The organism is Azospirillum thermophilum (genome assembly GCF_003130795.1).
Taxonomy (GTDB): domain Bacteria; phylum Pseudomonadota; class Alphaproteobacteria; order Azospirillales; family Azospirillaceae; genus Azospirillum; species Azospirillum thermophilum.
In genome coordinates this window covers 485,835-506,067 of record NZ_CP029353.1, presented here as the reverse complement: position 1 = coordinate 506,067, position 20,233 = coordinate 485,835, and the positions used below count along the sequence as shown (strand labels likewise).

General features: G+C 70.5%; 23 protein-coding genes. 3 read left to right on the top strand and 20 right to left on the bottom strand.

Going from position 1 to position 20,233, the window contains the following annotated elements; genetic code table 11:
- Window positions 1–5 precede the first annotated feature (5 nt).
- The gene (locus DEW08_RS08485) at window positions 6–524 is read right to left on the bottom strand and encodes a substrate-binding domain-containing protein (protein ID WP_245986499.1); all 519 of its coding nucleotides are present in this window, start codon (window positions 522–524) and stop codon (window positions 6–8) included.
- Window positions 525–624: 100 nt separating this feature from the next.
- On the opposite strand from DEW08_RS08485, the gene DEW08_RS08480 reads away from it, so the two are divergent.
- Window positions 625–1,542 carry a LysR substrate-binding domain-containing protein gene (locus DEW08_RS08480; RefSeq protein ID WP_109326200.1) on the top strand — a complete coding sequence of 306 codons (918 nt, stop codon included), beginning with the start codon at window positions 625–627 and terminating at the stop codon, window positions 1,540–1,542.
- 9 nt (window positions 1,543–1,551) lie between these two features.
- On the opposite strand, the gene DEW08_RS08475 is transcribed toward DEW08_RS08480, so the two are convergent.
- On the bottom strand, window positions 1,552–2,574 hold the full coding sequence (locus DEW08_RS08475; protein WP_109326189.1) for a zinc-binding alcohol dehydrogenase family protein: 1,023 nt from the start codon (window positions 2,572–2,574) through the stop codon (window positions 1,552–1,554).
- A gap of 223 nt (window positions 2,575–2,797) precedes the next feature.
- On the opposite strand from DEW08_RS08475, the gene DEW08_RS08470 reads away from it, so the two are divergent.
- Window positions 2,798–3,109, top strand: coding sequence for a hypothetical protein (locus tag DEW08_RS08470; protein ID WP_109326185.1), 312 nt, complete (start codon window positions 2,798–2,800; stop codon window positions 3,107–3,109).
- A 118-nt stretch (window positions 3,110–3,227) separates the two neighbouring features.
- Here DEW08_RS08470 and DEW08_RS08465 read toward each other — a convergent pair whose 3' ends face one another.
- Complete coding sequence (locus DEW08_RS08465; RefSeq protein ID WP_109326184.1) at window positions 3,228–4,235, bottom strand: ATP-binding protein; 1,008 nt, start codon at window positions 4,233–4,235, stop codon at window positions 3,228–3,230.
- A 175-nt stretch (window positions 4,236–4,410) separates the two neighbouring features.
- On the bottom strand, window positions 4,411–5,091 hold the full coding sequence (locus DEW08_RS08460; protein ID WP_109326183.1) for a response regulator transcription factor: 681 nt from the start codon (window positions 5,089–5,091) through the stop codon (window positions 4,411–4,413).
- 372 nt (window positions 5,092–5,463) lie between these two features.
- Between DEW08_RS08460 and DEW08_RS08455 the strand changes: the two genes are divergently transcribed.
- Complete coding sequence (locus tag DEW08_RS08455) at window positions 5,464–6,408, top strand: DnaJ C-terminal domain-containing protein (protein ID WP_109326182.1); 945 nt, start codon at window positions 5,464–5,466, stop codon at window positions 6,406–6,408.
- A gap of 397 nt (window positions 6,409–6,805) precedes the next feature.
- Here DEW08_RS08455 and DEW08_RS08450 read toward each other — a convergent pair whose 3' ends face one another.
- From DEW08_RS08450 to DEW08_RS33135, 16 genes are all read right to left on the bottom strand, one after another.
- Entirely contained in the window at window positions 6,806–7,915 is a 1,110-nt protein-coding gene (locus DEW08_RS08450) for a beta-ketoacyl-ACP synthase (protein ID WP_245986498.1), read from the bottom strand.
- Window positions 7,916–8,027: 112 nt separating this feature from the next.
- Complete coding sequence (locus DEW08_RS08445; protein ID WP_109326178.1) at window positions 8,028–8,753, bottom strand: 3-ketoacyl-ACP reductase FabG2; 726 nt, start codon at window positions 8,751–8,753, stop codon at window positions 8,028–8,030.
- Window positions 8,750–9,229, bottom strand: coding sequence for a hotdog family protein (locus DEW08_RS08440; protein WP_109326177.1), 480 nt, complete (start codon window positions 9,227–9,229; stop codon window positions 8,750–8,752). Before DEW08_RS08440 ends, DEW08_RS08445 begins: the two co-directional genes overlap by 4 nt.
- 17 nt (window positions 9,230–9,246) lie before the next feature.
- Entirely contained in the window at window positions 9,247–10,482 is a 1,236-nt protein-coding gene (locus tag DEW08_RS08435; RefSeq protein WP_245986497.1) for a beta-ketoacyl-[acyl-carrier-protein] synthase family protein, read from the bottom strand.
- A complete protein-coding gene (locus DEW08_RS08430; RefSeq protein ID WP_109326175.1) occupies window positions 10,472–11,002 on the bottom strand; it encodes a DUF3261 domain-containing protein in 531 nt (176 codons plus the stop codon). Before DEW08_RS08430 ends, DEW08_RS08435 begins: the two co-directional genes overlap by 11 nt.
- 109 nt (window positions 11,003–11,111) lie before the next feature.
- Complete coding sequence (locus DEW08_RS08425; protein WP_146214666.1) at window positions 11,112–11,480, bottom strand: hypothetical protein; 369 nt, start codon at window positions 11,478–11,480, stop codon at window positions 11,112–11,114.
- The gene (locus DEW08_RS08420; protein WP_109326173.1) at window positions 11,432–13,504 is read right to left on the bottom strand and encodes an MMPL family transporter; all 2,073 of its coding nucleotides are present in this window, start codon (window positions 13,502–13,504) and stop codon (window positions 11,432–11,434) included. Before DEW08_RS08420 ends, DEW08_RS08425 begins: the two co-directional genes overlap by 49 nt.
- Window positions 13,501–14,118, bottom strand: coding sequence for an outer membrane lipoprotein carrier protein LolA (locus tag DEW08_RS08415; RefSeq protein WP_109326172.1), 618 nt, complete (start codon window positions 14,116–14,118; stop codon window positions 13,501–13,503). The genes DEW08_RS08420 and DEW08_RS08415 overlap by 4 nt, the downstream gene beginning before the upstream one ends.
- Complete coding sequence (locus tag DEW08_RS08410) at window positions 14,115–14,522, bottom strand: acyl-CoA thioesterase (RefSeq protein ID WP_109326170.1); 408 nt, start codon at window positions 14,520–14,522, stop codon at window positions 14,115–14,117. Before DEW08_RS08410 ends, DEW08_RS08415 begins: the two co-directional genes overlap by 4 nt.
- Window positions 14,519–16,207, bottom strand: coding sequence for a glycosyltransferase family 2 protein (locus DEW08_RS08405; protein ID WP_109326168.1), 1,689 nt, complete (start codon window positions 16,205–16,207; stop codon window positions 14,519–14,521). The genes DEW08_RS08410 and DEW08_RS08405 overlap by 4 nt, the downstream gene beginning before the upstream one ends.
- A complete protein-coding gene (locus tag DEW08_RS08400; protein ID WP_109326163.1) occupies window positions 16,204–17,952 on the bottom strand; it encodes an ApeI family dehydratase in 1,749 nt (582 codons plus the stop codon). The genes DEW08_RS08405 and DEW08_RS08400 overlap by 4 nt, the downstream gene beginning before the upstream one ends.
- Entirely contained in the window at window positions 17,949–18,527 is a 579-nt protein-coding gene (locus DEW08_RS08395) for a COG4648 family protein (RefSeq protein ID WP_109326162.1), read from the bottom strand. Before DEW08_RS08395 ends, DEW08_RS08400 begins: the two co-directional genes overlap by 4 nt.
- The gene (locus tag DEW08_RS08390; protein ID WP_245986495.1) at window positions 18,508–18,783 is read right to left on the bottom strand and encodes an acyl carrier protein; all 276 of its coding nucleotides are present in this window, start codon (window positions 18,781–18,783) and stop codon (window positions 18,508–18,510) included. Before DEW08_RS08390 ends, DEW08_RS08395 begins: the two co-directional genes overlap by 20 nt.
- The gene (locus DEW08_RS08385; protein ID WP_109326158.1) at window positions 18,783–19,052 is read right to left on the bottom strand and encodes a phosphopantetheine-binding protein; all 270 of its coding nucleotides are present in this window, start codon (window positions 19,050–19,052) and stop codon (window positions 18,783–18,785) included. Before DEW08_RS08385 ends, DEW08_RS08390 begins: the two co-directional genes overlap by 1 nt.
- The gene (locus DEW08_RS08380; RefSeq protein ID WP_168220323.1) at window positions 19,045–19,818 is read right to left on the bottom strand and encodes a lysophospholipid acyltransferase family protein; all 774 of its coding nucleotides are present in this window, start codon (window positions 19,816–19,818) and stop codon (window positions 19,045–19,047) included. The genes DEW08_RS08385 and DEW08_RS08380 overlap by 8 nt, the downstream gene beginning before the upstream one ends.
- Entirely contained in the window at window positions 19,811–20,230 is a 420-nt protein-coding gene (locus DEW08_RS33135; RefSeq protein WP_109326156.1) for a beta-ketoacyl synthase chain length factor, read from the bottom strand. Before DEW08_RS33135 ends, DEW08_RS08380 begins: the two co-directional genes overlap by 8 nt.
- Between the last annotated feature and the right edge of the window lie 3 nt (window positions 20,231–20,233).

Genomic DNA, 20,233 nt, shown 5'->3' with positions numbered 1-20,233 from the left:
CCCCCTCAGCTCCCGGTGGTGGGGGAGGCGGAAACCGGCTTGCCGGCGACGCCCAGGCTGGCGGTGAAGTCGCGCACGCCGGGGACGGCGGCCATGTGGCTGTCCTTGACGTAGAGGATCTGCTTCGCCCCCAGCCGGTACTCGGTCAGCGTGATGCCCTTGTCGCGGCAGCGCTTGGCCTCCTCCGGCCGGATCGGCCGGTCCGACGCCACCATGTCCGGATGCTCGATCCCGACACCGGCGCAGAAGCTGCGGAAGCCCGCGGCCGTCCCCTGCGCCGCCAGGCGCGGCCTGGTGTCCGGCCCGCCGCCGAACTTCGCCGCGGCGCTCTGCACCGTGCCGGTCAGCGCCGGGCTGCCGACGATCCAGATGCCCCGCTCCTCCGGCGGCGGCGGGGGCGGCGGCGTCAGGGCCGCCTGCTGCGGGGGCGGCTGGGTCCCGGGGAACTGGCACCCGGCGACCAGCAGCAGCGAAAGGAGGGCTCCGGCAACCTTGCCCGTGGTCGTCATCACTGTGGTGTTCATCGTCATCTCCGCGGCTGATGTCCCGATCTTGCGGCAGGGGCGTCTTACCGATACGCTTCGATGATCGACAGGCCGCTTTTGATCATAGATCGGAATAGACATGAGCCTCCCCGATCTCGACATTGACGCGCTGCGCGCATTCGTGACCGTGGCGGATGCCGGCGGCTTCACCGCGGCCGCGGAACGGCTGGGCCGCACCCAGTCGGCGATCAGCGTGAAGATCAAGCGGCTGGAGGATGCGCTGGGCCGCCGCGTTTTCGAACGCACCAGCCGCAGCTTCGCCGTCACCCGCGACGGGGAGCTTCTGCTGGGCTACGCCCGCCGCCTGCTGGAACTGAACGACGAGACGGTGCGCCGCTTCGCCGAGCCGGCGGCCGAGGGGGACCTGCGACTGGGGGTGGCGGAGTATTTCGTGCCGCAGCATCTGGCGACCGTGCTCGGCCGCTTCGCCAAGGTCTACCCGCGGGTGAACGTCGAGGTGCAGGTGGGGATGAGCAGCGAGATGGTCGCGGCCCTCGACGCCGGCGACCTCGACCTCGTCATCGCCAAGCGGGAGAACGGCGAGCGGCGCGGCCGCATGATCTGGCGGGATCCGCTGCGCTGGGCCGCGCCCGTTTCCTTCACCCTGCCCGACCCGTCGCTGCCGGTGCCGCTCTGCGCGCTGCGGGCGCCCTGCATGTTCCGCGGCCTCGCCATCAAGGCGCTGGCCGAGACCGGCCGGCCCTGGCGTCTCGTCTACACCAGCTCCAGCATGATCGGCGTCCAGGCGGCGGTGCGCGCCGGGCTGGGGGTGACGGTGCTGGGGGAAAGTTCGGTGGTCGAGGGGATGCGGGTGCTCGGACCGGAGGAGGGGCTCCCCGAGCTGGGCGAGGTCGAGATCGCCGTGTTCGGGGAGACCGCGCGCAACCGCCGCTTGGCGGAACCGCTGGTCGGCTTCATCCTGGACAGCCTGCGCGCCCTGCGTCCGGCCGCCGCCTCGGCTCCCGCGGACCTGCCCGCGGAAGCCGAGGCGGCCTGACGCTCCGCCCTAGAAGCCGGCCAGCACCAGCTTGCCGCGGGCCGTGCCGGACTCGATCAGCGCATGTGCCCGGCGCAGCGTGGCGGCGTCGATGCGGCCCAGCGTGCCGGTCAGCGTGGTCCGCAGCGTCCCGTCGTCGACCAGCGCCGACACCTCGGTCAGCAGCCTGTGCTGGGCGATCATGTCGGCGGTGCGAAAGACCGGACGGGTGAACATCAGTTCCCAGTGCAGCGCGACGCTCTTGCGCTTCAGCAGCCGGACGTCGATCGGCTCCGGATCATCGATCAGCCCGATATGGCCCTGCGGCGCCACGATCTCGGCCAGCCCGGCGAAGTGCCGGTCGGTCGCGGTGGTGGAGAAGATGTAGTCCACCCCCTCGATCCCCAGCGCCCGCACCTGATCGGGGATCGATCCGTGATGGTTCACCACATGGTGCGCGCCGAGTTCCCTGACCCACGCCTCGGTCTCCGGCCGCGAGGCGGTGGCGATCACCGTCAGCCCGGTCAGCCGGCGGGCGAGCTGCACCGCCATCGATCCGACGCCGCCGGCGCCGCCGACCACCAGCAGGCTCTTGCCCTCTTCGCCACCCGCTGCGCCGGTACGCGCGATGCCCAGCCGGTCGAACAGCATCTCCCAGGCGGTGATGGAGGTCAGCGGCAGGGCGGCGGCCTCGGCGAAGTCCAGCGAGGCCGGCTTGCGCCCGACGATGCGCTCGTCCACCAGGTGATACTCCGCGTTGGTGCCGGGCCGGTCGATGGAGCCGGCATAGAACACCGCGTCACCCGGACGGAACAGCGTCACGTCCGGCCCGACCGCCTCGACCACGCCGGCGGCGTCGAAACCCAGCACGCGGGGCGAGCCCTCCGGCGGGGTGGCGTTGCGGCGGAGCTTGGTGTCGACCGGGTTGACCGAGACCGCCTCGACACGGACCAGCAGGTCATGGCCGGTGGCGACGGGCCGGTCGAGGGTGATGTCCTGCAGCGAGGCGGGATCGTCGGCCGGCAGGGGCTTCGAATAGGCGACGGCCTTCATGGCGCAGCTCCTTCGGATGAACGGGCGGATGAACGGGCGGTTGAACGGGTTCGGATGCCGCAACCTTGCCCCCGGCCGGTCGATATCGGAAATTCATAGTTGTTGTCTTTGCGATCGCGCTTCGCGATTGACAAGATGCCGCGGGGCCTGCCCCGGCCAAGCAGGGAATGAATCGGGAGCGGCACACGTTCGTCCAACATCCACACAATCCGGACGTCCCGCCATGACCGCCTTCCCGCCGCTCCCCGCCCGCCTCGCCACCGGACGCCTCAGCGCCGGCCGCCTCGCCGCGCTCGTCCTTCTCCTCGCCGCGGTCTCGGGCTGCACCGTCCACCACCGCAGCAGCTACGCCTACGGACCGCCGGCGGTCGTCTACCCGCAGGGCTATTACGGCTATTACGAAGCCCCGCGTCCCGGCTGGGGACGTCCGCACCGCCACCATCATCACGACGGCGGCTGGGGCCGGAGCCGCGGCGGTTGGGGACATGGTGGCTGGGGACATGGTGGCTGGGACCACCACGGCCGCGGCTATTGAGCAGGGGAGCGATGCCCGGCGGCATGGTCGCGGCCGACCGCGTCGGGCACGCCGGGATCCGGCACGATGTCTTCGCAGGGGCGAACGCGCCGCTTCCGCCGGCGGCGGGGCCGCGAGGTCAGGTCGCCGTCTCCGGCGGCAGCCGGGCGCGGTTGCGCAGCACGACGACGGTGTGGTCATGGTCCGGCTGGCCGCCGTCGCGCATCAGGATCGCAGCGGCCAGCGTGGGATCCACCTCGTGCAGGTCGCGGTTCAGGAACAGGGTGGGCAGCCGGCCGCAGCCCTCGCTGCTCATCAGCACATTGTCGCCCGGCTGCCACAGGATGTGGACGCTCGCCGGGACATGCGGATTGTAGCCCACCATCGCCCAGCGGCCGGACAACGAGGTCACGGTGGTCCGCCGCACCACCGCCGCCGGAACGGTGCCCAGCGCCGTGTAGTCCACCGCCCGCCCATCCATCCGCAGCGCGGCGACGGTAGTGTCCACCTTGTTGGCGAAGCCGCGGCGGATCGCCCCGATCACCATCTGCGACGTGATTCCCGGCACCGTGGCGCTGACGATGGTTTCGACCCGCCGGGCGATGGCGGCGGAGCGCGCGTCGTCCGGGGTGCCGTTGATCACCGCGGCCACCCCGTCGGGGCGGATGAACCAGCCGTCGCCGCAATACTCGGCGCCGCGCCTGGTCACCATCACCACGCCGCCTTCGGCGATCACCTCGTCGCCCGTCACCACGTCGGTCATGCCCGGCCGCAGCACGCGGACCAGCACGGCCGTGCCGACGCCGGGCGCGGCGTGCACGGCGAACCGCTCCACCGAACGGCGCAGCGAGGCGAAGCCGTTGCCCGCCTCCTCGGCCATCGCGGCCTCGGAATCCGCGAAGCCCGGCCCGCGGTCGAAGGCGACGCACTCCATCCCCGCCCTGCGGCCGAACCGCCGCACCAGCATCGTGCCGCCGCCGGGCTGGGCGACCAGATGGCCCCCGACCACCGCGAGCGCCGCGTCGAAGCGTCCGGCATCGCCTTCGGACAGCAGCCCCTCGGCCAGCGAGGCGGCGATCGCCCTTGCGGCCTCGACATCGGTCTCGGCGGACACGTCGATCCGGCGATGGCAGTGATCCGGGAGCATCAAGGGTTCCTGAAGGCGGTGGAATCTATCATTAGAGAAAGAAGTTTAACGTCTGGTGTCATTCAAACCCAAGCGCTTCATCGCGGCCGGGTTGCAGCCCGGACGAAGTCATCCATACTGCCGCGTATCGCCGCCGCGCCGCTTCGCGTCGCATCGCGCCCGGCTCGGAGACGGCTCATGAGACGGCGAGGCAAAGATCCTCCGCCGGGACCGGGCGCCGCACCGGCTGGGCGGACCGCTCGCGCAGGCACGCCGCCGCCTCCCACAGCCGGCCGAGCGCCACGATGGAGCCGCAGCCGGTCTTCTCCATGATGCGGGCACGGTGCACCTCGATGGTCTTGATGCTGATTCCCAGCTCCCAGGCGATGGTCTTGCTCTGCTTGCCCTCGACGATCAGCCGCAGAACCTCGGCCTCCCGCCGGCTCAGCAGGGCCAGGCGGCGGTCGGCGTCACGGGCGCGCTGGCGTCGCTGCGCCTCCGGCGTCTCGGCGGCGAGGCAGCCGCGCACCCGTTCCGCCAGCGTCGCCGCCGGCAGGGGCTTGGCCACGCAGTCGGCGGCCCCGGCCTTCATCGCCCGCACCGCCGCCTCGACGTCGCCCTCGGCGGTCACCACCAGCACCGGGGCGGTGCAGCCGCGCAGCGCCGCCTCGGCGATCAGTTCCACCGCGTCCATATCGGGCAGTTCGGCCTCCGCCACGATGCAGACGGTGGCCGGGCCCAGCGCCCGCAGCGCGTCGTCCCCCGTCGCGTGAAGGCGACAGGCGATTCCGAAGGCCGCCAGGCTGCGGGCGAGCCCCGCGCGCACCGCCGGGTCGGAGTCGATGATGTGTATGGCGCCGGTCAATTGTGCGGTCATGGCGAAGGTCCTCTGGGTCGGTACGCAGTCTGTCGCGCGACCCGCCATTCCGTGCGCCCGCCCCTCCCGCGGAGGGGCCCAGGCGCAACGCCGCAGGTCCGTCATGCCCTGCAGTCTACCGGCGACCAGCGGTGCACCGCCGCAGGCGCGAAGGATAGCGCGCACGGCAAATGGGATATTGGGGATATTATCCGCTACCCGCACGCGGTTTTCCCACCCGCCCCGGGCGTATACGCCCTGCCGGACACGCGCAGCGGCTGCGGCGCGGACCTGCACCAACGGTATAGGACCGGGCGGTATCTCCCACTTGAATTATGGGATTTAGGGCGCACATCCAAGTGCAGGACAACCCTGATCCGTTCCGTTGCGACCATGAGCACTCCCTACGAAATCCTGGGCGTTTCGCCAACCGCCTCGGCGGATGAGATCCGCAAGGCGTACCGCAAGCTCGCGAAGAGATACCATCCCGACCTCAACCCCGGACAACCGGAGGCGGAGCAGCGCTTCAAGGAAGTGACCGCCGCCTACGATCTGCTGTCCGATCCGGACAAGCGCGCCCGCTTCGACCGCGGCGAGATCGACGAGCAGGGCCAGGACCGGCCGCAGCATCGCTACCGCGGCGATTATGCCGGTGCCCGCCACCCGGGCGGCGCCACCGTCGCCGACGACGATCTGGAGCACATCTTCGCCGACCTGTTCGGCAGCCGCGGCTTCGGCGGATTCGCCGCCGGGGGCCGGGCCGGCCACGACGGGATGCGCGGGAAGGGGGGCAATCTGGCGCTGTCGCTGACCCTCGACTTCCTTGACGCCGCGCGCGGCGGCACGCGGCGGGTCACCCTGCCGGACGGCCGGATGCTCGACATCGACCTGCCGGCCGGCATAGAGGATGGTGGCACCGTGCGCCTGAAGGGCCAGGGGCTTCCCGGCATCGGCGGCGGGCCGCCGGGCGATGCCCTGGTCACCGTGCAGGTGCGGCCGCATCCCTGGTTCCGCCGGAACGGCGACGACGTGCACATGGACCTGCCGGTCACGCTGGCCGAGGCGGTGCTGGGCGGCAAGCTGCGGGTCCCGACCATCGACGGGCCGGTGATGCTGACCGTGCCGCGCGGCGCCAACAACGGCACCGTCCTGCGCCTGAAGGGCAAGGGCATCCGCGACCCGCATGCCGGCAGCCGCGGCGACCAGTATGTCACCCTGCGGATCACCCTGCCGGACCAGCCCGACCCGGCGCTCGAGGCCTTCGTGAAGGGCTGGTCGTCCGCCGGCTACAACCCGCGTCGAGCGATGGAGGGCGAGCCACGGGCGGCACCGGCCTGACCCGGAACCGGCGAGGGAACCGGACGGACAAGGCCATGCCTCCCACCGGGGCGCGGCCCGTCCTCATCAGCGCGCCCCGTCCAGCGCGATGGCGACGCCATCCGATCCGCCCGTCCGCACGCTTCACGTCGGGCAAAGTCCGCGTCTTTTCGGCTTGGCTCGCGGAGCAGCTCTCGCCGCCACCATGGTGCGGGTGACAGGCCACCGTCCGAACAGGCAAAAGCCCGCGCTCCATTTTGGAGGCGGGCTGTCTGGTATCGGTGGTTGCGGGGGCGCGCAACCGCCTTTGTTTGCTCGTCAGCGCACGCGGTCTCGCGCCAGCAAACCGAAGCAGCACCAGGACCCTTCAGGCTTGAAGCTCTGTTATCGAAGCACCTGGGGCACATCATCACTGGCTTCACACCCGGCGGAATACCAGCGACGTGTTGATGCCGCCGAAGGCGAAGTTGTTGGACATCAGGTATTCGGTGTCCAGCCGCCGCGCGTCGCCGGTCACGTAGTCCAGCGGGGCGCAGCGGTCGTCGACCGCGTCCAGGTTGATGGTGGGAACGAAGCGCTCCTCGCGCATCATCTCGATGCCCAGCCACGCCTCCAGCGCGCCGCAGGCGCCCAGCGTGTGGCCAAAATAGCTCTTCAGGGAGTGGATGGGCATCCGTTCGCCGAAGACGGCATGGGTCGCCTTCGTCTCCGCGATGTCGCCCCACTCCGTCGCCGTGCCGTGGCCGTTCACAAAGCCGATGGCGTCGGGACCAAGGCCCGCGTCCTCCAGGGCCAGTCGCAGGGCGATCTCCATGGTTTCTGCCTGCGGCTGGGTGACGTGGTTGCCATCGGAATTGCTGCCGAAGCCGACCAGTTCCGCGTGGATCTTGGCACCCCGGGCAACCGCGCGCTCGTACTCTTCCACGATCAGGGTGCAGGCGCCCTCGCCGATCACCAGCCCGTCGCGGTCGCGGTCGTAGGGCCGGGGCGAGGTGTGCGGGCGGTCGTTGCGAGTGGAGGTGGCGAACAGCGTGTCGAAGACGGCGGATTCCGTCACGTCCAGCTCGTCGGCGCCGCCGGCGATCATCACGTCGGCCTTGCCCCACTTGATTGCCTCATAGGCGTAACCGATGCCCTGGCTGCCGGACGTGCAGGCGCTGCTGGTCGTGATGATGCGGCCGGTCACGCCGAAGAACAGACCGATGTTCACCGCCGCCGTGTGGCTCATCATCTGGATGTAGCTGGTGGCATTCAGCGACTTGGACCGCCCCTCCGTCATCAGCTCGGCGAAGGCGATGACCGGCGCAGGGCTGCCGAAGGAGGAGCCGTAAGCGATGCCCGTGCGCCCGCCCTTCACCACCGGGTCATCGGTCAGGCCGGCGTCGGCCAGCGCGCGTTCCGTGGCGTAGACGGCCATGCGCGACACAGGCCCCATGGTCCGGGTCTTCTTGCGCGGGTAGCGGTCCTCGATGGAGAAGTCGGTGACGGGGCGGCCAAGCGCGTGTTGATGCCCTCGAACCGATCCCACTCCGCCATGGTGCGGATGGCCGTCTCCCCCCGGTCCATGCGGGCGCGGATGGAGGGCCAGTCCTGCCCCAGCGCGGTGACGCCGCCGAACCCTGTAACCACGACCCTGCGCATCAGACCATGCCTCCGTTCACCGAAATGACCTGCCGCGTGATGTAGCCCGCCTCGTCGGAGCACAGGAAGGAGACGGCCGCCGCCACGTCCTCCGGCCGGCCGAGGCGGCGCATGGGCACCATCTTCATCACCTCGTCCATCGGCAACCCTTCGACCATCTGCGTCTCGATGACACCGGGGGCGACACAGTTGACGGTGATGTTCCGCTTCGCCATCTCGATCGCCAGCGCCTTGGTGGCGCCGATGATGCCGGCCTTGGCGGCGCTGTAGTTGACCTGCCCCCGGTTGCCGGCCAGACCGGACACCGACGACAGCGTGACGATGCGCCCGCCCTTGCGCGCGGAGACCATGGGCATGACCAGCGGCTTCAGCACGTTGTAGAAGCCGTCCATATTGGTGCCCAGAACGCTGTCCCAGTCCTCGTCGCTGAGGGCGGGGAAGGCGGCGTCACGGGCGATGCCGGCGTTCAGGACGACGCCGTAGTACATGCCGTGCGCCTCGATGTCGGTCTCCAGCGCCGTTCGGCAGGCTGCTCGATCGGCGATGTCGAAACCGAGTGTTCGCCCCTGCCCGCCCGCAGCCGTGATGGCGGCGAGCGTGGCCTCGGCTCCCTCGGCGTCGCGGCCGTAATGGACGACGATGGCAAAGCCGTCGCAGGCCAGCCGCTCGGCGATGGCGCGCCCAATGCCCTTGCTGGCACCGGTGACGAGAATCGTGCGTGTCATGATGTGATCTTTACCCCTTGGCTCGCCAGCAGCGCCCCCGCGTCGGCGGGCTGGTAGACGGTCAGCTGCGCGCTGGCCGCCTCTTGCCCGTCCCCTTCTGGCCCGTCCACCTCGGGCCCGCGCAGCGTAGCGGTACAGTCGAACACCCCCATTTCACCGTCCCGGTAGTCGAGCGTGGCCGACACCTCCACCCGCGCGCCCTCCGGAAACCAGGAGATAGACGACGAAAAGCTCCGCGTGCCCAGCAAGAGGCCGAGCCGCACGACCCCGCCGCTCTCCAACGCCTCCGCGCCGACAAAGGCGCCGCAGGCTTGGGCCATCCACTCGATGGCAACGTGGGCGGCCATACCGCGGCCGGGCTCGAAGAAGGGGGCGCGGGCGCGCACGGTCAAAGCGGCGACCAGCCGCGCCTCGTCACGCCCGACGACCTCGTCCAGCAGGATCATCGGCCGGGCGTGCGGCAGCAGGGCCTCCATGGGGTGGGGGCAGGGCTTCACGGCTGCCCTCCCCGCCCGAGCACCAGCGCCACGTTGCTGCCGCCAAAAGCGAAGGAACTGCTGAGCATGGCCGCCGGCCCTCGCGGGTCGGTCAAGGCGGTCCCTGTCACCGTCAGGGCCAGCGGCGGAAGGGCCGGATCAGCGACTCCGTCCCAAAGATGCGGCGGCAGGCGCCCGTCTGGATTGTGGCCCCGGTGCAGGGTCAGCCACAGGAAAGCCGCCTCGCACGCCCCCGCTGCACCCAGCGTGTGGCCGGTCATGGCCTTGGTGGAACTGCAGGGCGTTCCGGTGCCGAACAGGGCGCTCATCGCCTTGCCTTCCATGGAATCGTTCAGCGGCGTGCCGGTGCCGTGCAGGTTGACGTAGGCGATGTCGCGCGGCGACAGGCCGGCGTCGTCCAGCGCCGCCGCCATCGCTGCCAGCGCGCCGCGCCCCTCTGGATCCGGCGCGCTGACATGGTGCGCGTCGGAGCTTTCGCCGAGCCCCAGCAAGGACACCTCCGCCGGTTCCCGTGTCATCAGGAAGGCGGCGGCCGCCTCGCCGATGTTGATGCCATCGCGGTTCGCGCTGAACGGGTTGCACAGCCCCGCCGATACCGCCTCCAGCGACGCGAAGCCGCCCACCGTCATGCGGCAGAGCGTGTCAGCCCCACCGACCACCACGGCGTCCGCCAGCCCGGCGCGGATCAGGCGGCGCGCCGACCCGAAGACCTTGCCACTGGACGAGCAGGCGGTCGCCACCGTGTAGGCCGGCCCGGTCAACCGCAACGCGCGGGCGGCGAAGTCGGCCAGGCTGCCCGTCTCCTGCTGGCGGTAGTCGAAGCCGGTGGGCCATGCGCCGTCCCGTTCGCGAACGGCAAAGGCCACTTCGCCTTCGGCTATGCCGGCGGTGCTGGTGCCCAAAACGACGGCGACGCGATGCCGGCCGAAACGCCGGGCGGCGTCCTCGACGGCACCCGCGATCTGGTCCAGGGCCAGCAGCATCAGGCGGTTGTTGCGGGACTCCCAGGCCTCCAGCCCGTCGGGAACGGGCGGCAGCGCGTCGTCCACCGCGCCGACATGCACCGGACGTCCGGGAATGAAACCCTCGCGCGGCACCAGCCCGGCGCGGGTGCCGGAGAACAGCGCATCGGCGACCGCTGCGGCGCCGGTGCCGATGGGGTGGCGAGCCCCATCGCGGGCAGGCCGAAGCGCTCCTTGGAGATGGCTTGAGAGCTCGCGGTCATCGGCCAAGCTCCTGCGACTGCACCTCGATCTCATAACCCCAGGCGAGGTTGGCGTAGCGCAGCGTGCCGGTCCAGGGCGCCCCCGCGGGCCAGCCGTAGGTCGCGCGCAGCAGGTCGTGCCCATCGGCGCGCACGGTGCGCGACGCCGCGTCGGCCGCCAGATCCGCGCCCGCGGGGGCGAGCGCCTTGCGCACCACCGCCTCCGGCCAATAGAGCACGACGAGGTCGGCCAGCATGGCGCCGGGCCGCACGCCCTCGGGCAGCCAGGGGGCAGTCTCCACCTCCACCCCGGCGTCGGTCCAGGTGACGGTCATGGCGCGCCGGCCCAGAGTGTCGAGCCCGACGAGCATGAAGCGCTCCGGCGTCACGCTGACATGTCCCTCGAACACGAAGGTCTCCCCGCCGCGGTGCGCGGTGATCAGCTGCGCCGCCTCCACGCTGCGGCCGAGGTCGGCGGGGCGGGGCAGCGCCAAGCGCTGCGACGGCCCAAGCATCGGCGCGCGCGCGTCGCCCGGTGAGACGGACATGGCGGTGCAGGCGCCTAGAAGCAGACCCAACAGAAGAAGCGATCGTCGAAAGACCTGAACCAAAGCGCGCGCACCCCGGAAAAGAACGCCTGATATTACACAAACCGCATCAAAGTGCACGCGATGGCGTTGTGATTTTGCTCCCCTTCGGCGCGGCGATCGGGGCCAGCAGAAAGGACAGCGAGACACCCACCAGCATCGTCAGCCCAAAACTGTGGACCGCGGCGACCTGGCTGAAGGCCAGCAACCCGAAGGACAGCAGCGTGGTCAGCGTCGCGAGCCACACCGCCATCATAGTGACCGGCCGGCGATCGGTCGCTCGACCGTCCCCAGGGCCGTCCCCAGGGCCATCCCCAGGGCTATCCCCGGGCGGGCCGCCAATACCGGCTTCCGCGCAGAAGATGCTGTAGTCGACGCCAGCTGAAAGGATCAAGACCAGCGCCATGGCGTGGAAGAAGGTGAAGCCCTGGCCCGCCAACGCCGCCACCGCAGGGGCCAGGGCCAGGGCCAGCGCGGAGGGCACCATGGTCCGCAGCGCCCCCGCCAGCCGTAGCGCCAGACCAGCGCCGGGACCATCAGCAGGGCGGACGCGGCGATCAGCAGGAGCGCCCGCTGCCGGTACTTGCCCAGCAGCGCGCTGAAGTCCGCGGTGGGATCGACCAGCCGCACGCCCTCCACCCCCGCCAGCGCTGCGCGCACTGCGTCCGGCCGCGCAAGCCCCTGAAGGGCAACCACATGCAGGCCGGACCCCAGCACCAGATCGCCGAGGAACGGCACGCCGCCCTGCCCCAGGGCCGCGGCGAGGGTGAGGGGCGGCACCGGATCATCCCTCTCCGGCGAAGCCGGCGGAAGGCCGAGCAGCTCCCGCTGCGACGCCAGCCAGGGGCTTTCCAACGCGTCGCGCAGCAGGGCGCGGTTCTCCGCCTGCCGCTGCGCCGAGGGCACGAAGGCCGCCGGCATATGGTAGCCGGCGATCGCCCGTTCCCCCACCAGCCGGTCGAGCGTGGCGGCGATGGCCTCCTGCCGCCGCAGGGCCTGCTCGTCGTCGGCCGCGCGCACCAGCAGGAACTGGCTCGCCGCGGTGGCGCCGATGCGGCGCTGGATCTCCTCCTGCTCCTGCACCAGGGCGGGGGACAGGGACTGCAGGCGGCGCACGTCGTCATTCGCGTGCAGCCGCGTCAGCCCCACCACCCCGACCACCACCAGGAGCAGCAGAAGCAGCACCCGCGGGACGCGGAACCGTGCGTCCTCCCAAAAGCGCCAGAGATGACCGGCGGCGGCCAGCATGCCATGACCGTGGCGCAGCGGGGCGGCGTGGTCCAGCGGCGGCAGCCACAGCACCACGGTGAGGAAGGCGGCGATCAGCCCGAGTATGGAAAACACGGCGATCTGCCGCAGCCCTGGAAAAGGCGCCAGCATCAGGGCCATGTAGCCGATCAGCGTGGTCACGAGCCCCAGCGTGATCCCCGGCAGGACATGGGCAAGCCGGTCGCGCGAGGTCGCGCAGGTGCGGTCGAATAGGCAGGCGCTGTAGTGCAGGCTGTAATCCACGGCGACGCCGATCAGGCTGGTCCCGAACAGAAGGGCAGCCACGTGCAGTTCCCCGAACAGGGCGAGGCTGCCGGACAGACCGACGCCCAACCCGACGCCAAGCGCCAGCAGGTTGTGCAAGAGCGGCCCGACGCGCCGGAAGACCAGAAGGATCAGCAGCACTGTCCCGCCCAGCGACAGGGTCGATAGCCACGTCGATTCGTCCAGCGCCGCCTGCGACCCGGCCTGCGCGAAGAACACCGCGCCCAGCCGTTTGACCTGAAGATTGGGCGCCGTCTGCCGCAGCCGCTCGACGGACGCGTCGAAGGCGCCGATGACCCGCTCCTGTACGTCCAGCTCGAACGGCTCTCCGGCCAGGGCGGCGGACACGAGGATCCAGGTGGTGCCGTCCTCCACCACCGTCAGCAGCCCGTCGTCGGGCGTCAGCCGCGACAGCGGAAACGGCAGCCCCGTGAAGAAGGAAGGTAACAGCAGGAAGGGATCGTTGCGCAGCAGGTTCGCGTCGGCCATGCCGAACACGCCGAAAGCCTGTGAGAGCGCGCGGAGCGCGATGTCCTCGCCCCGGCCAGCGAGCAGCAGCGTACGGTCACCGGCGCTCAGCAGCCCGCGACGGTGCGGAAAATACAGGCTGCCCATTGCCTTCATCCGGTCGGCGTCGATCTCGTCCCCGGCGGAGGAGACCAGCCCCGTCACCTTCAGGTCGGCGGACAGCGCCAAAGCCGCGGCGCGCGCCCGCTCCCGCGAGGGATCGCCGACCAGCGCCACCACCCGCCGCCCGAGAGCGCGGGATACGGCCTCGTTGGCGCGTTGAAGCGTGGGGTCCTGCTCCTCCCGCGGCAACAGCGCCAACAGGTCGGTGCGGAAGGTCAGTCCATCCTGGACGCGGTAGGCGAGATACAAGCCGGCCAGCAGGACGAGCGCCAGCCACGCCAGTGCGGCAAGGCGTTTCATGACCGGCCCGCGGAACCCAACAGCTGAACCTCTTCCGCAGCGGGCGGGCCGGCTGTCAGGTCCTGGTCGAGGAAGCGCAGGCGGTCGAAGTCGCCGTCGGGTTTGGCGATCTCCACCTCCTCCACGAGGCGGGCGCCCTTCAGCGTGATGCTGCGGATCGGCATGGCCGGGTCGTCGGCCTTCAACGGCGTCAGCACCAGCCGCCAGCCCGACGCGTCGGCCTCCCGCACGACGGCGAACATGCTCTCCAGCGCCTTCAGGTCGCCCCCCAGCGCCCCACCGAGCATGGCATAGAGCCGCGACAGGAACGGCAGCTTGGACGCCGGCAGCCGCATGGTCTCCGTCCCGCGCACCTCCTGCACAATGCCGGACGGGCTCATCACGGTGGTCACGGCGAAGGGCGTGTCGGTGCGCCACAGCAGCCCACGGCCGGGCACCAGCGTGAAGTGCCCTTCGCTCTTCAGCGGCGCCTGGAAGCCCTTCAGATGGCGTTCCTGCACGAAGCGCCCGCGCAGCACCTGCCCCTCGCCGAGGGTTGCGGGCTCCGGCGGGGCGGCGAAGGCCGTCTCGGCGAGGGCGAGGAGGGCCAGCAGGACAACGATGAAGCGGGTCACAGCAGCGCCCTCACCTTCTCGATCAGCACGGATGGGGATTCGAAGGACAGCTCCCCGGTGTTGGCGTTCACGGCCAGCTGCACGGTGCGGGCCTTGGTCAGCAGCTCCCCGGTCTTCTCGTCGCGGATGCGGTAGTCGATCCGGATGCGGTTCTCGTATTCGGACAGGGTCGCGGTGACCACCACCGTCTGGGCGAAGCGGATGGGCCGCACGTATTTCAGCTGCATGTCCACGATCGGCCACATGAAGCCGGACGCCGCCATGTCGGGGTAATTGTAGCCGATGCGGTCCAGCAGGGCGCAGCGTGCCTGCTCCAGGTAGCGGACGTAGTTGCCGTGCCAGACCACCTCCATGGGGTCCAGGTCGTAGAACTGGGCCTGGATGGTGACATCCGCGGAAATCATGACGGCGTGCTCCCTTTCGGGCGGGCCCAGAAATCGAAGAAGTTGAACCACTGGTACGGGTCGGCGAGCGCGTGTTGCTCCAGCCGGCCGGCGAAGGCGGCGGCGTAGCCGGCCAGCGCCTCCCCCCGCCGCCCGCGCGGCAGGACCACCCGCTCCGCCAGCTTTTCGGCGTCGAGCCGGTAGCGCCCGCCCTCACGCCGGCAGAACAGCAGGTAGACCGGGCAATCCAGCAGCGCCGCCAGGATGTATGGCCCCTGCGAGAAGGGCGCCGGTTCACCCAGGAAGGGCACGAGGCTGACACGCCCGCGGCTCTGCACCGGCACGCGGTCGCCGGCGATGACGATCCACTGGCCCTGCTCCACCCGCTCCTTCAGCGCGATGGCCGTCTCCGGCCCGATCTCCGTCACCTGACGCGTGTTGACCGCGGCCTCCGGATTCCATTCGCGCAGGATGCGGTTGTAGTTCTCGGCGTGGCGCGTGTGGACCAGCACCAGCAGGCGCCGCCGCGTCGCCGCGTCCAGCACCGCGCGCGACAGGTCGACGTTCCCGAGATGCGCGACGATGAAGAGCGCGCCGCGGTCCTGCGCCGCCGCCTCTCGCAGGGCACCGACCTCGCCGGGCTGCACCGCGTCCGGCCCCAGCCAGCCGGTCCAGCCGGCGAAGGTGTCGAGCGCGCGCCCGGCGAAGGACAGGAAATGGCGAAAACCGTCCAAAGGCGTGGGCCGTCGCCGCTCCCCCTGCGCCTTGAAGGCGCGCGCCAGGAACGCGGCGGACGCGCGGCGCTGCTCCGCCCCCGTAAGATAAAAATACAAGACCACCGGCGCGATGACCGCCAGGCAGCCGCGCCGCCCCAGAAGCCGATAGGCCGCCGCACAGAAGCGCAGGCCCCAATACAAGCCCCGTTCCGCCAGCCCGGCCCAGTGCGTGACGCCCTCCAGGCGGCGTGGCCGGTTCCGAAGGATGCCAGGCAGGCGCAGCAGCATGGTGCAGACCAGCCGCGTGTGCATCGCCGAGATGCGGACGTTGTCACGCAGAAGGTCGAAGTTGGAGGTGTTGTCCGGCGGGTAGGTCACGCGCACCGGCAGTTCGGCGACCGGCGTGCCGCGCCAGAACAGGCGGACCATCACCTCCGTGTCGAAATCCATGCGCCGGCCCAGCCGCTCGCCGGACGCCAGCAGCCGCTCCACGGCCGCGAGCGGATAGACGCGGAAGCCGCACATGGAGTCGCGGATGCGCAGGGACAGCGTTTCCACCCACACCCAGACATGCGTGACCCAGCGGCCGATAGCCCGCCCCTTGGGGATGGTCGCGTCGTAGACCGGCACCCCGGTGACCAGCGCGTCCGGATGCCGACGTGCGAGGTCCAGCAGGTCGGGCACCGCCTCCGGGTCGTGCTGCTCGTCCGCGTCGACCTGTGCCGCGTGGGTGAAGCCGCCCGCCAGGGCCATGCGGAAGCCTTCCAACACGGCGCCGCCCTTGCCCTGGTTCACCTCCAGCCGGCGCACCGTCACCCCGCCCGCAGGGTCGTGCAGCGCGGCCAATGTGGAGCGCGCCGGCTCCTCGCTGCCATCGTCGATGACGAAGACCGGCAGCCCGCGCGCCCGCAGGCCGGCCACCACCGCGCCGACGGCGCGCCAGTGGTTGCGGCTGGGCACGATGGCGCAAGGGCGGAAGGGAGCGGTCACGACCCCTCCAGTGCTATGGAGCCGCTGGTCAGAACCTCGTCGGCAGCCCGGTATTCAAAGTTCAGCCGACGCCGCGCCGGCACGTGCCGCAGCGTCAGGGTGACGGTGGCGTCCGGCACGGTCACGCGGCGGAACTTCACCTGGAAACGCCGCGCCACGCCGTCGCCGACGCCGAGATGGCGGGCGGCCAGCTTCGCCACCCAGTCGATCTGCGCAACGCCCGGCACGATGGGCATGCCGGGGAAGTGGCCGTCCAACTGCGCGAGGTCGGCCGGCAGGAACAACTCCATCTCCAGCCCGTCCTCCAGCGGACGCATCGAACGAACGTCGGGCTCGGTCGGCCGACCACGCAAGGCGTCGGATGTGTGGTCCATGGATGCGGGGTCCTCGAACAGCGATACAATGTCGGCGCGGCGCCGCTTGCCGAGCGGACCGGACGGCAGGGTATCCACGAAACGCCATTGCCGTGGCAAGCCCGCCGGTTCCTGGGTTGCCGCCAGGGCACGGCGCAGCAGCCGACCGAAGCGAAAGGCGCCCATCTCCGCCAGACGCGCGGCGCCGGCGACGCTCGGAACCACGACCGCGGCAAGGCGCGTCGTGGGATGGACAAGGTCGATGACAACGGCGTCCGTGACCTCCGGCAGGGCGCGCAGGCGCTCCTCCACCTCCGTCAGGCTGACGCGTTTGCCCTCGATCTTCACGATCTGGTCGGCACGGCCGAGCAGGCGGAACCCGCCCTCGTCCAATAGGACGATCCGGTCGGCACCCTCGAACAGCCCATCACCACCGCCTTCATCGCCAGCGACGAAGGGCGTTCGTACCCGAAGCAGCTCATTCGCCCCCCTCTCCACGGCAACTCCGGGCAGCGGGCGCCAAGGAGGATCCGATTCCGCCCGCTGCCGCAGGGCAATGGCGCCGGTTTCGGTGCTGCCGAAGATCTCCGTCACGGGAACGCCGAACAAGCCGGCCGCGGCGCGGGCCGCATCCTCCGCCAGGGGAGCGCCGGCCGAGAGGACGACGCTCGGCCGCTTTCCGAGGGCGAGCGGAGCGATCCCTTCCAGCCGTGACAGATGCGCCGGGCTGGTGACCAGCACGTCGCCGCCGGCCAGCGCACCCAGCGCGCTTTCCCAGATCTCGTGCGCCGGGCCGGCGACGACCCGTCCGCTGGCGAGCGGCCAGCACAGGCGGAAGGCGAGCCCGTAGACGTGCTGGTGCGTGACGGTGCCGTGCACCGTTGCCCCTGCCGGCACGACATCGCCAAGGACGCGGTCAAGCGTTGCCGCCTCGCGCTCCACCAGGGCAAGCGTCTTGGCAACCCGCTTGGCCTCCCCGGTCGAACCGGAGGTGAAGACCGTGAGGGGTGCTGCCGGGTCCAGCGGACCGAGGGGCAAGCCCTCCCCTCCCGGCCGCAGCACCAGCGCGGGGCCAGCGTCGCCCGGCGGGCGGTCGCAGACCAGCCAGTCCCAGGCCCCGGCCAGCGCGGCCAGCGTGCCGGGCTGGCCGTTCGGCGGCAGGATGGCTTCCGCTCCGGCGTGCAGCAAGGCGAACAGCCCGACCGCGCCCCAATAGGCGTCCTGCGTCACCAGCAACCCGCGACGGCAGCCGGCGTGCAACAGCCGCGCCGCGTTACCGGCCACATCGGTTCGGAAACGGACGACGTCCACCAGGGCACCGCCCGTGACTGCGACGGGCACCGCGGGGGAACGATTCCCGGCGAACAGGCGCGACAGCGCGAGCGTGGTCATGCAGGCCCCCGGCGCCGCACGGTGCGTCGGACCAGAAGCTCCCCGGCAAACAGCACGCCGGTGACGAGGTAGGAGAGCAGGCCGGTCCAAAGCGCCCAAGCCTCGACGCTGCCAGCCACCGCCAGCGCGGCGGCGATACCAGCATTGCCCAGAAGCCAGACTGTCCACAGCACCGTCACGGTGCGGCAATAGGCGACGCCGCGCGGGGGCAGGTCCGGTTCCCGCAGACGCGCAATGCGTTCGATCAGGCTGGGCGGGCGCCACAACGTCACGCCAAAGGCGACGGCGAAGCCCAAGCTCACCGCGACGGGGTAAGCCTTGGCGGCGAGCGCCGGGTCGAGAAGCGCAAGCGCGGCCACGACCGCCGCCGCCCCAAACAGCGGCGCGCGCCAGGCGCGGGCCGTTGGGCCGGCTAATGCCGCCAGCCGCAGCCCGATCAACGCCAGCGCGACGGCGACGAAGACCTGCGGCGGAACCGCGCCCCGACCCAGGTAGACCACCCCCGGATAGGCGAGGCTCGCCGCGACGAGCCCCGCGGTGCCGGGATGCGGCGCCTTAAACCGCGAGCAGCGCATGCACCCGGTCGAGAATGTCGCCGACGGTGCGGACGCTCTTGAACTCCTCAGGCTTGAACTTACGGCCCGTCAGCTCCTGGAGCTTCACCACGAGGTCGACCGCATCAATGCTGTCCAGGTCCAGGTCGTCGAACAGGCGCGCCTCCAGCGACACGCGTTCCGGAGGCACCTCGAACATGTCTTCCAGGTAGCCCTTCAGCTTCTCGTAGATCTCGTCGCGCGAGAGCATCACCGTTTCCGCCATGGATTCCTCCATTATGCCTGCTGGGCCGCCTGCTGGGACCGTATGAACCGCGCCAGGCTGCGCACGGTGGCGAAGTGCGCCTTGATGTCCTCGCCCACGGACTCGATCTTCAGGCCGTACTTCTTGCGCAGGGCGACGCCGAGTTCCAGTGCGTCGATGGAGTCGAGCCCGAGACCCTCCACGAACAGCGGTTCCTCGCTGTCGATGTCCTCGGGCCCCAGGTCCTCGAGGTTTAGCGACGTGACGATCAATGCTTTGACTTCAGATTCGAGGTCATCCATGGGCAAGCCGTTCCACGTAATACTGTTCGATGAAACGCACCAGCTTGCGCGCGGCAAGCGAGCGGTACTGGTCGCCAAGCCAAGCCTTGGCGTCGATGCGGTCTCCCACCTCGACACGAAAGCGCGGACGGCGCGGCGGGATCGCCCACCACGGCTCGCCCTTGATCAAGGTCGGCGGCGAGCAGGTGATGGTGACGAGCTGGAGTTCCGCACCCAGCAGCGTGGCGATGTTGGCGAAGCCCCGTCGCAGGCGCATCGGTTCGCCGGGAACGGAGCGAGTGCCCTCAGGAAAAACGATCAGGCTGTTGCCGGCCAGGACGGCCTTCTGGCAGGCTTCCAACAGTTCCTCGGGCTCCAGGTCGTTGCGGATGTAGCCAGTGCCGCGCACGAGATTGCCCAGATAAGGGCTGGCCCACAGCTCCTTCTTCACGATGCATTGTGCGCGCGGCACGAGCGCCATCAGCAACACCACGTCGAGCAGCGACGGATGGTTGGCGATGATCATTCCGCCGGCGCCGTCGCGCAGCCGCTCGGCCGCAACCAGATCCAGGTCGATGATGCGCAGGACCAGCAGCATTCGCACATAAAAGCGGAAGACCCAGTGGATCAACCGCTGGTTCCGTTCCCGGCGCCGCGGGCCTGGCGGGGTGACGAGGTGCACCAGCGGAAATGCCGTGAGCGCAAGGACGGCACCGCCGCCGAACAGGAAAGCGAAGGCGAAGCCCGTGCCGGCGAGGCGCCAGAGACGGTCGAGGCGCTCACGCATTGCGGCGCCACTCCCAGCGCATGCGCTCGCCCGCCGCGGCAGCGCTGTCCGCCCCCGCCAGGAAGAAGCGCAGGAACTCAAACGCAGCCATCCCAGGGGCGGAGGAGCCATCACCCGACGGACCGGCCGACATGGTCAGCGCGCGTTCCCCCTCCGTGGCGGCGCCCAGCGCGAGTACCACGACCAGCGGCAAACCCGCCTCGTCGCCCGTGCGGAAAGAAGCGTAGGCGTCGGGCAACGGCTCGTCCCCATAGACGAGCAGGACCGGTTCCCCCGGCCGTTCGGCCAGCCCGGCCAGCGCCTCCATGAGGCCGAATCCGAAGCTGTCCGGCCCAGCGGCCAACGCCGTGTGTCCCGCACGGTTGCCGGTGTGGATCGACAGAAGACCCACCAGCCCATGATGGACCGACATGCT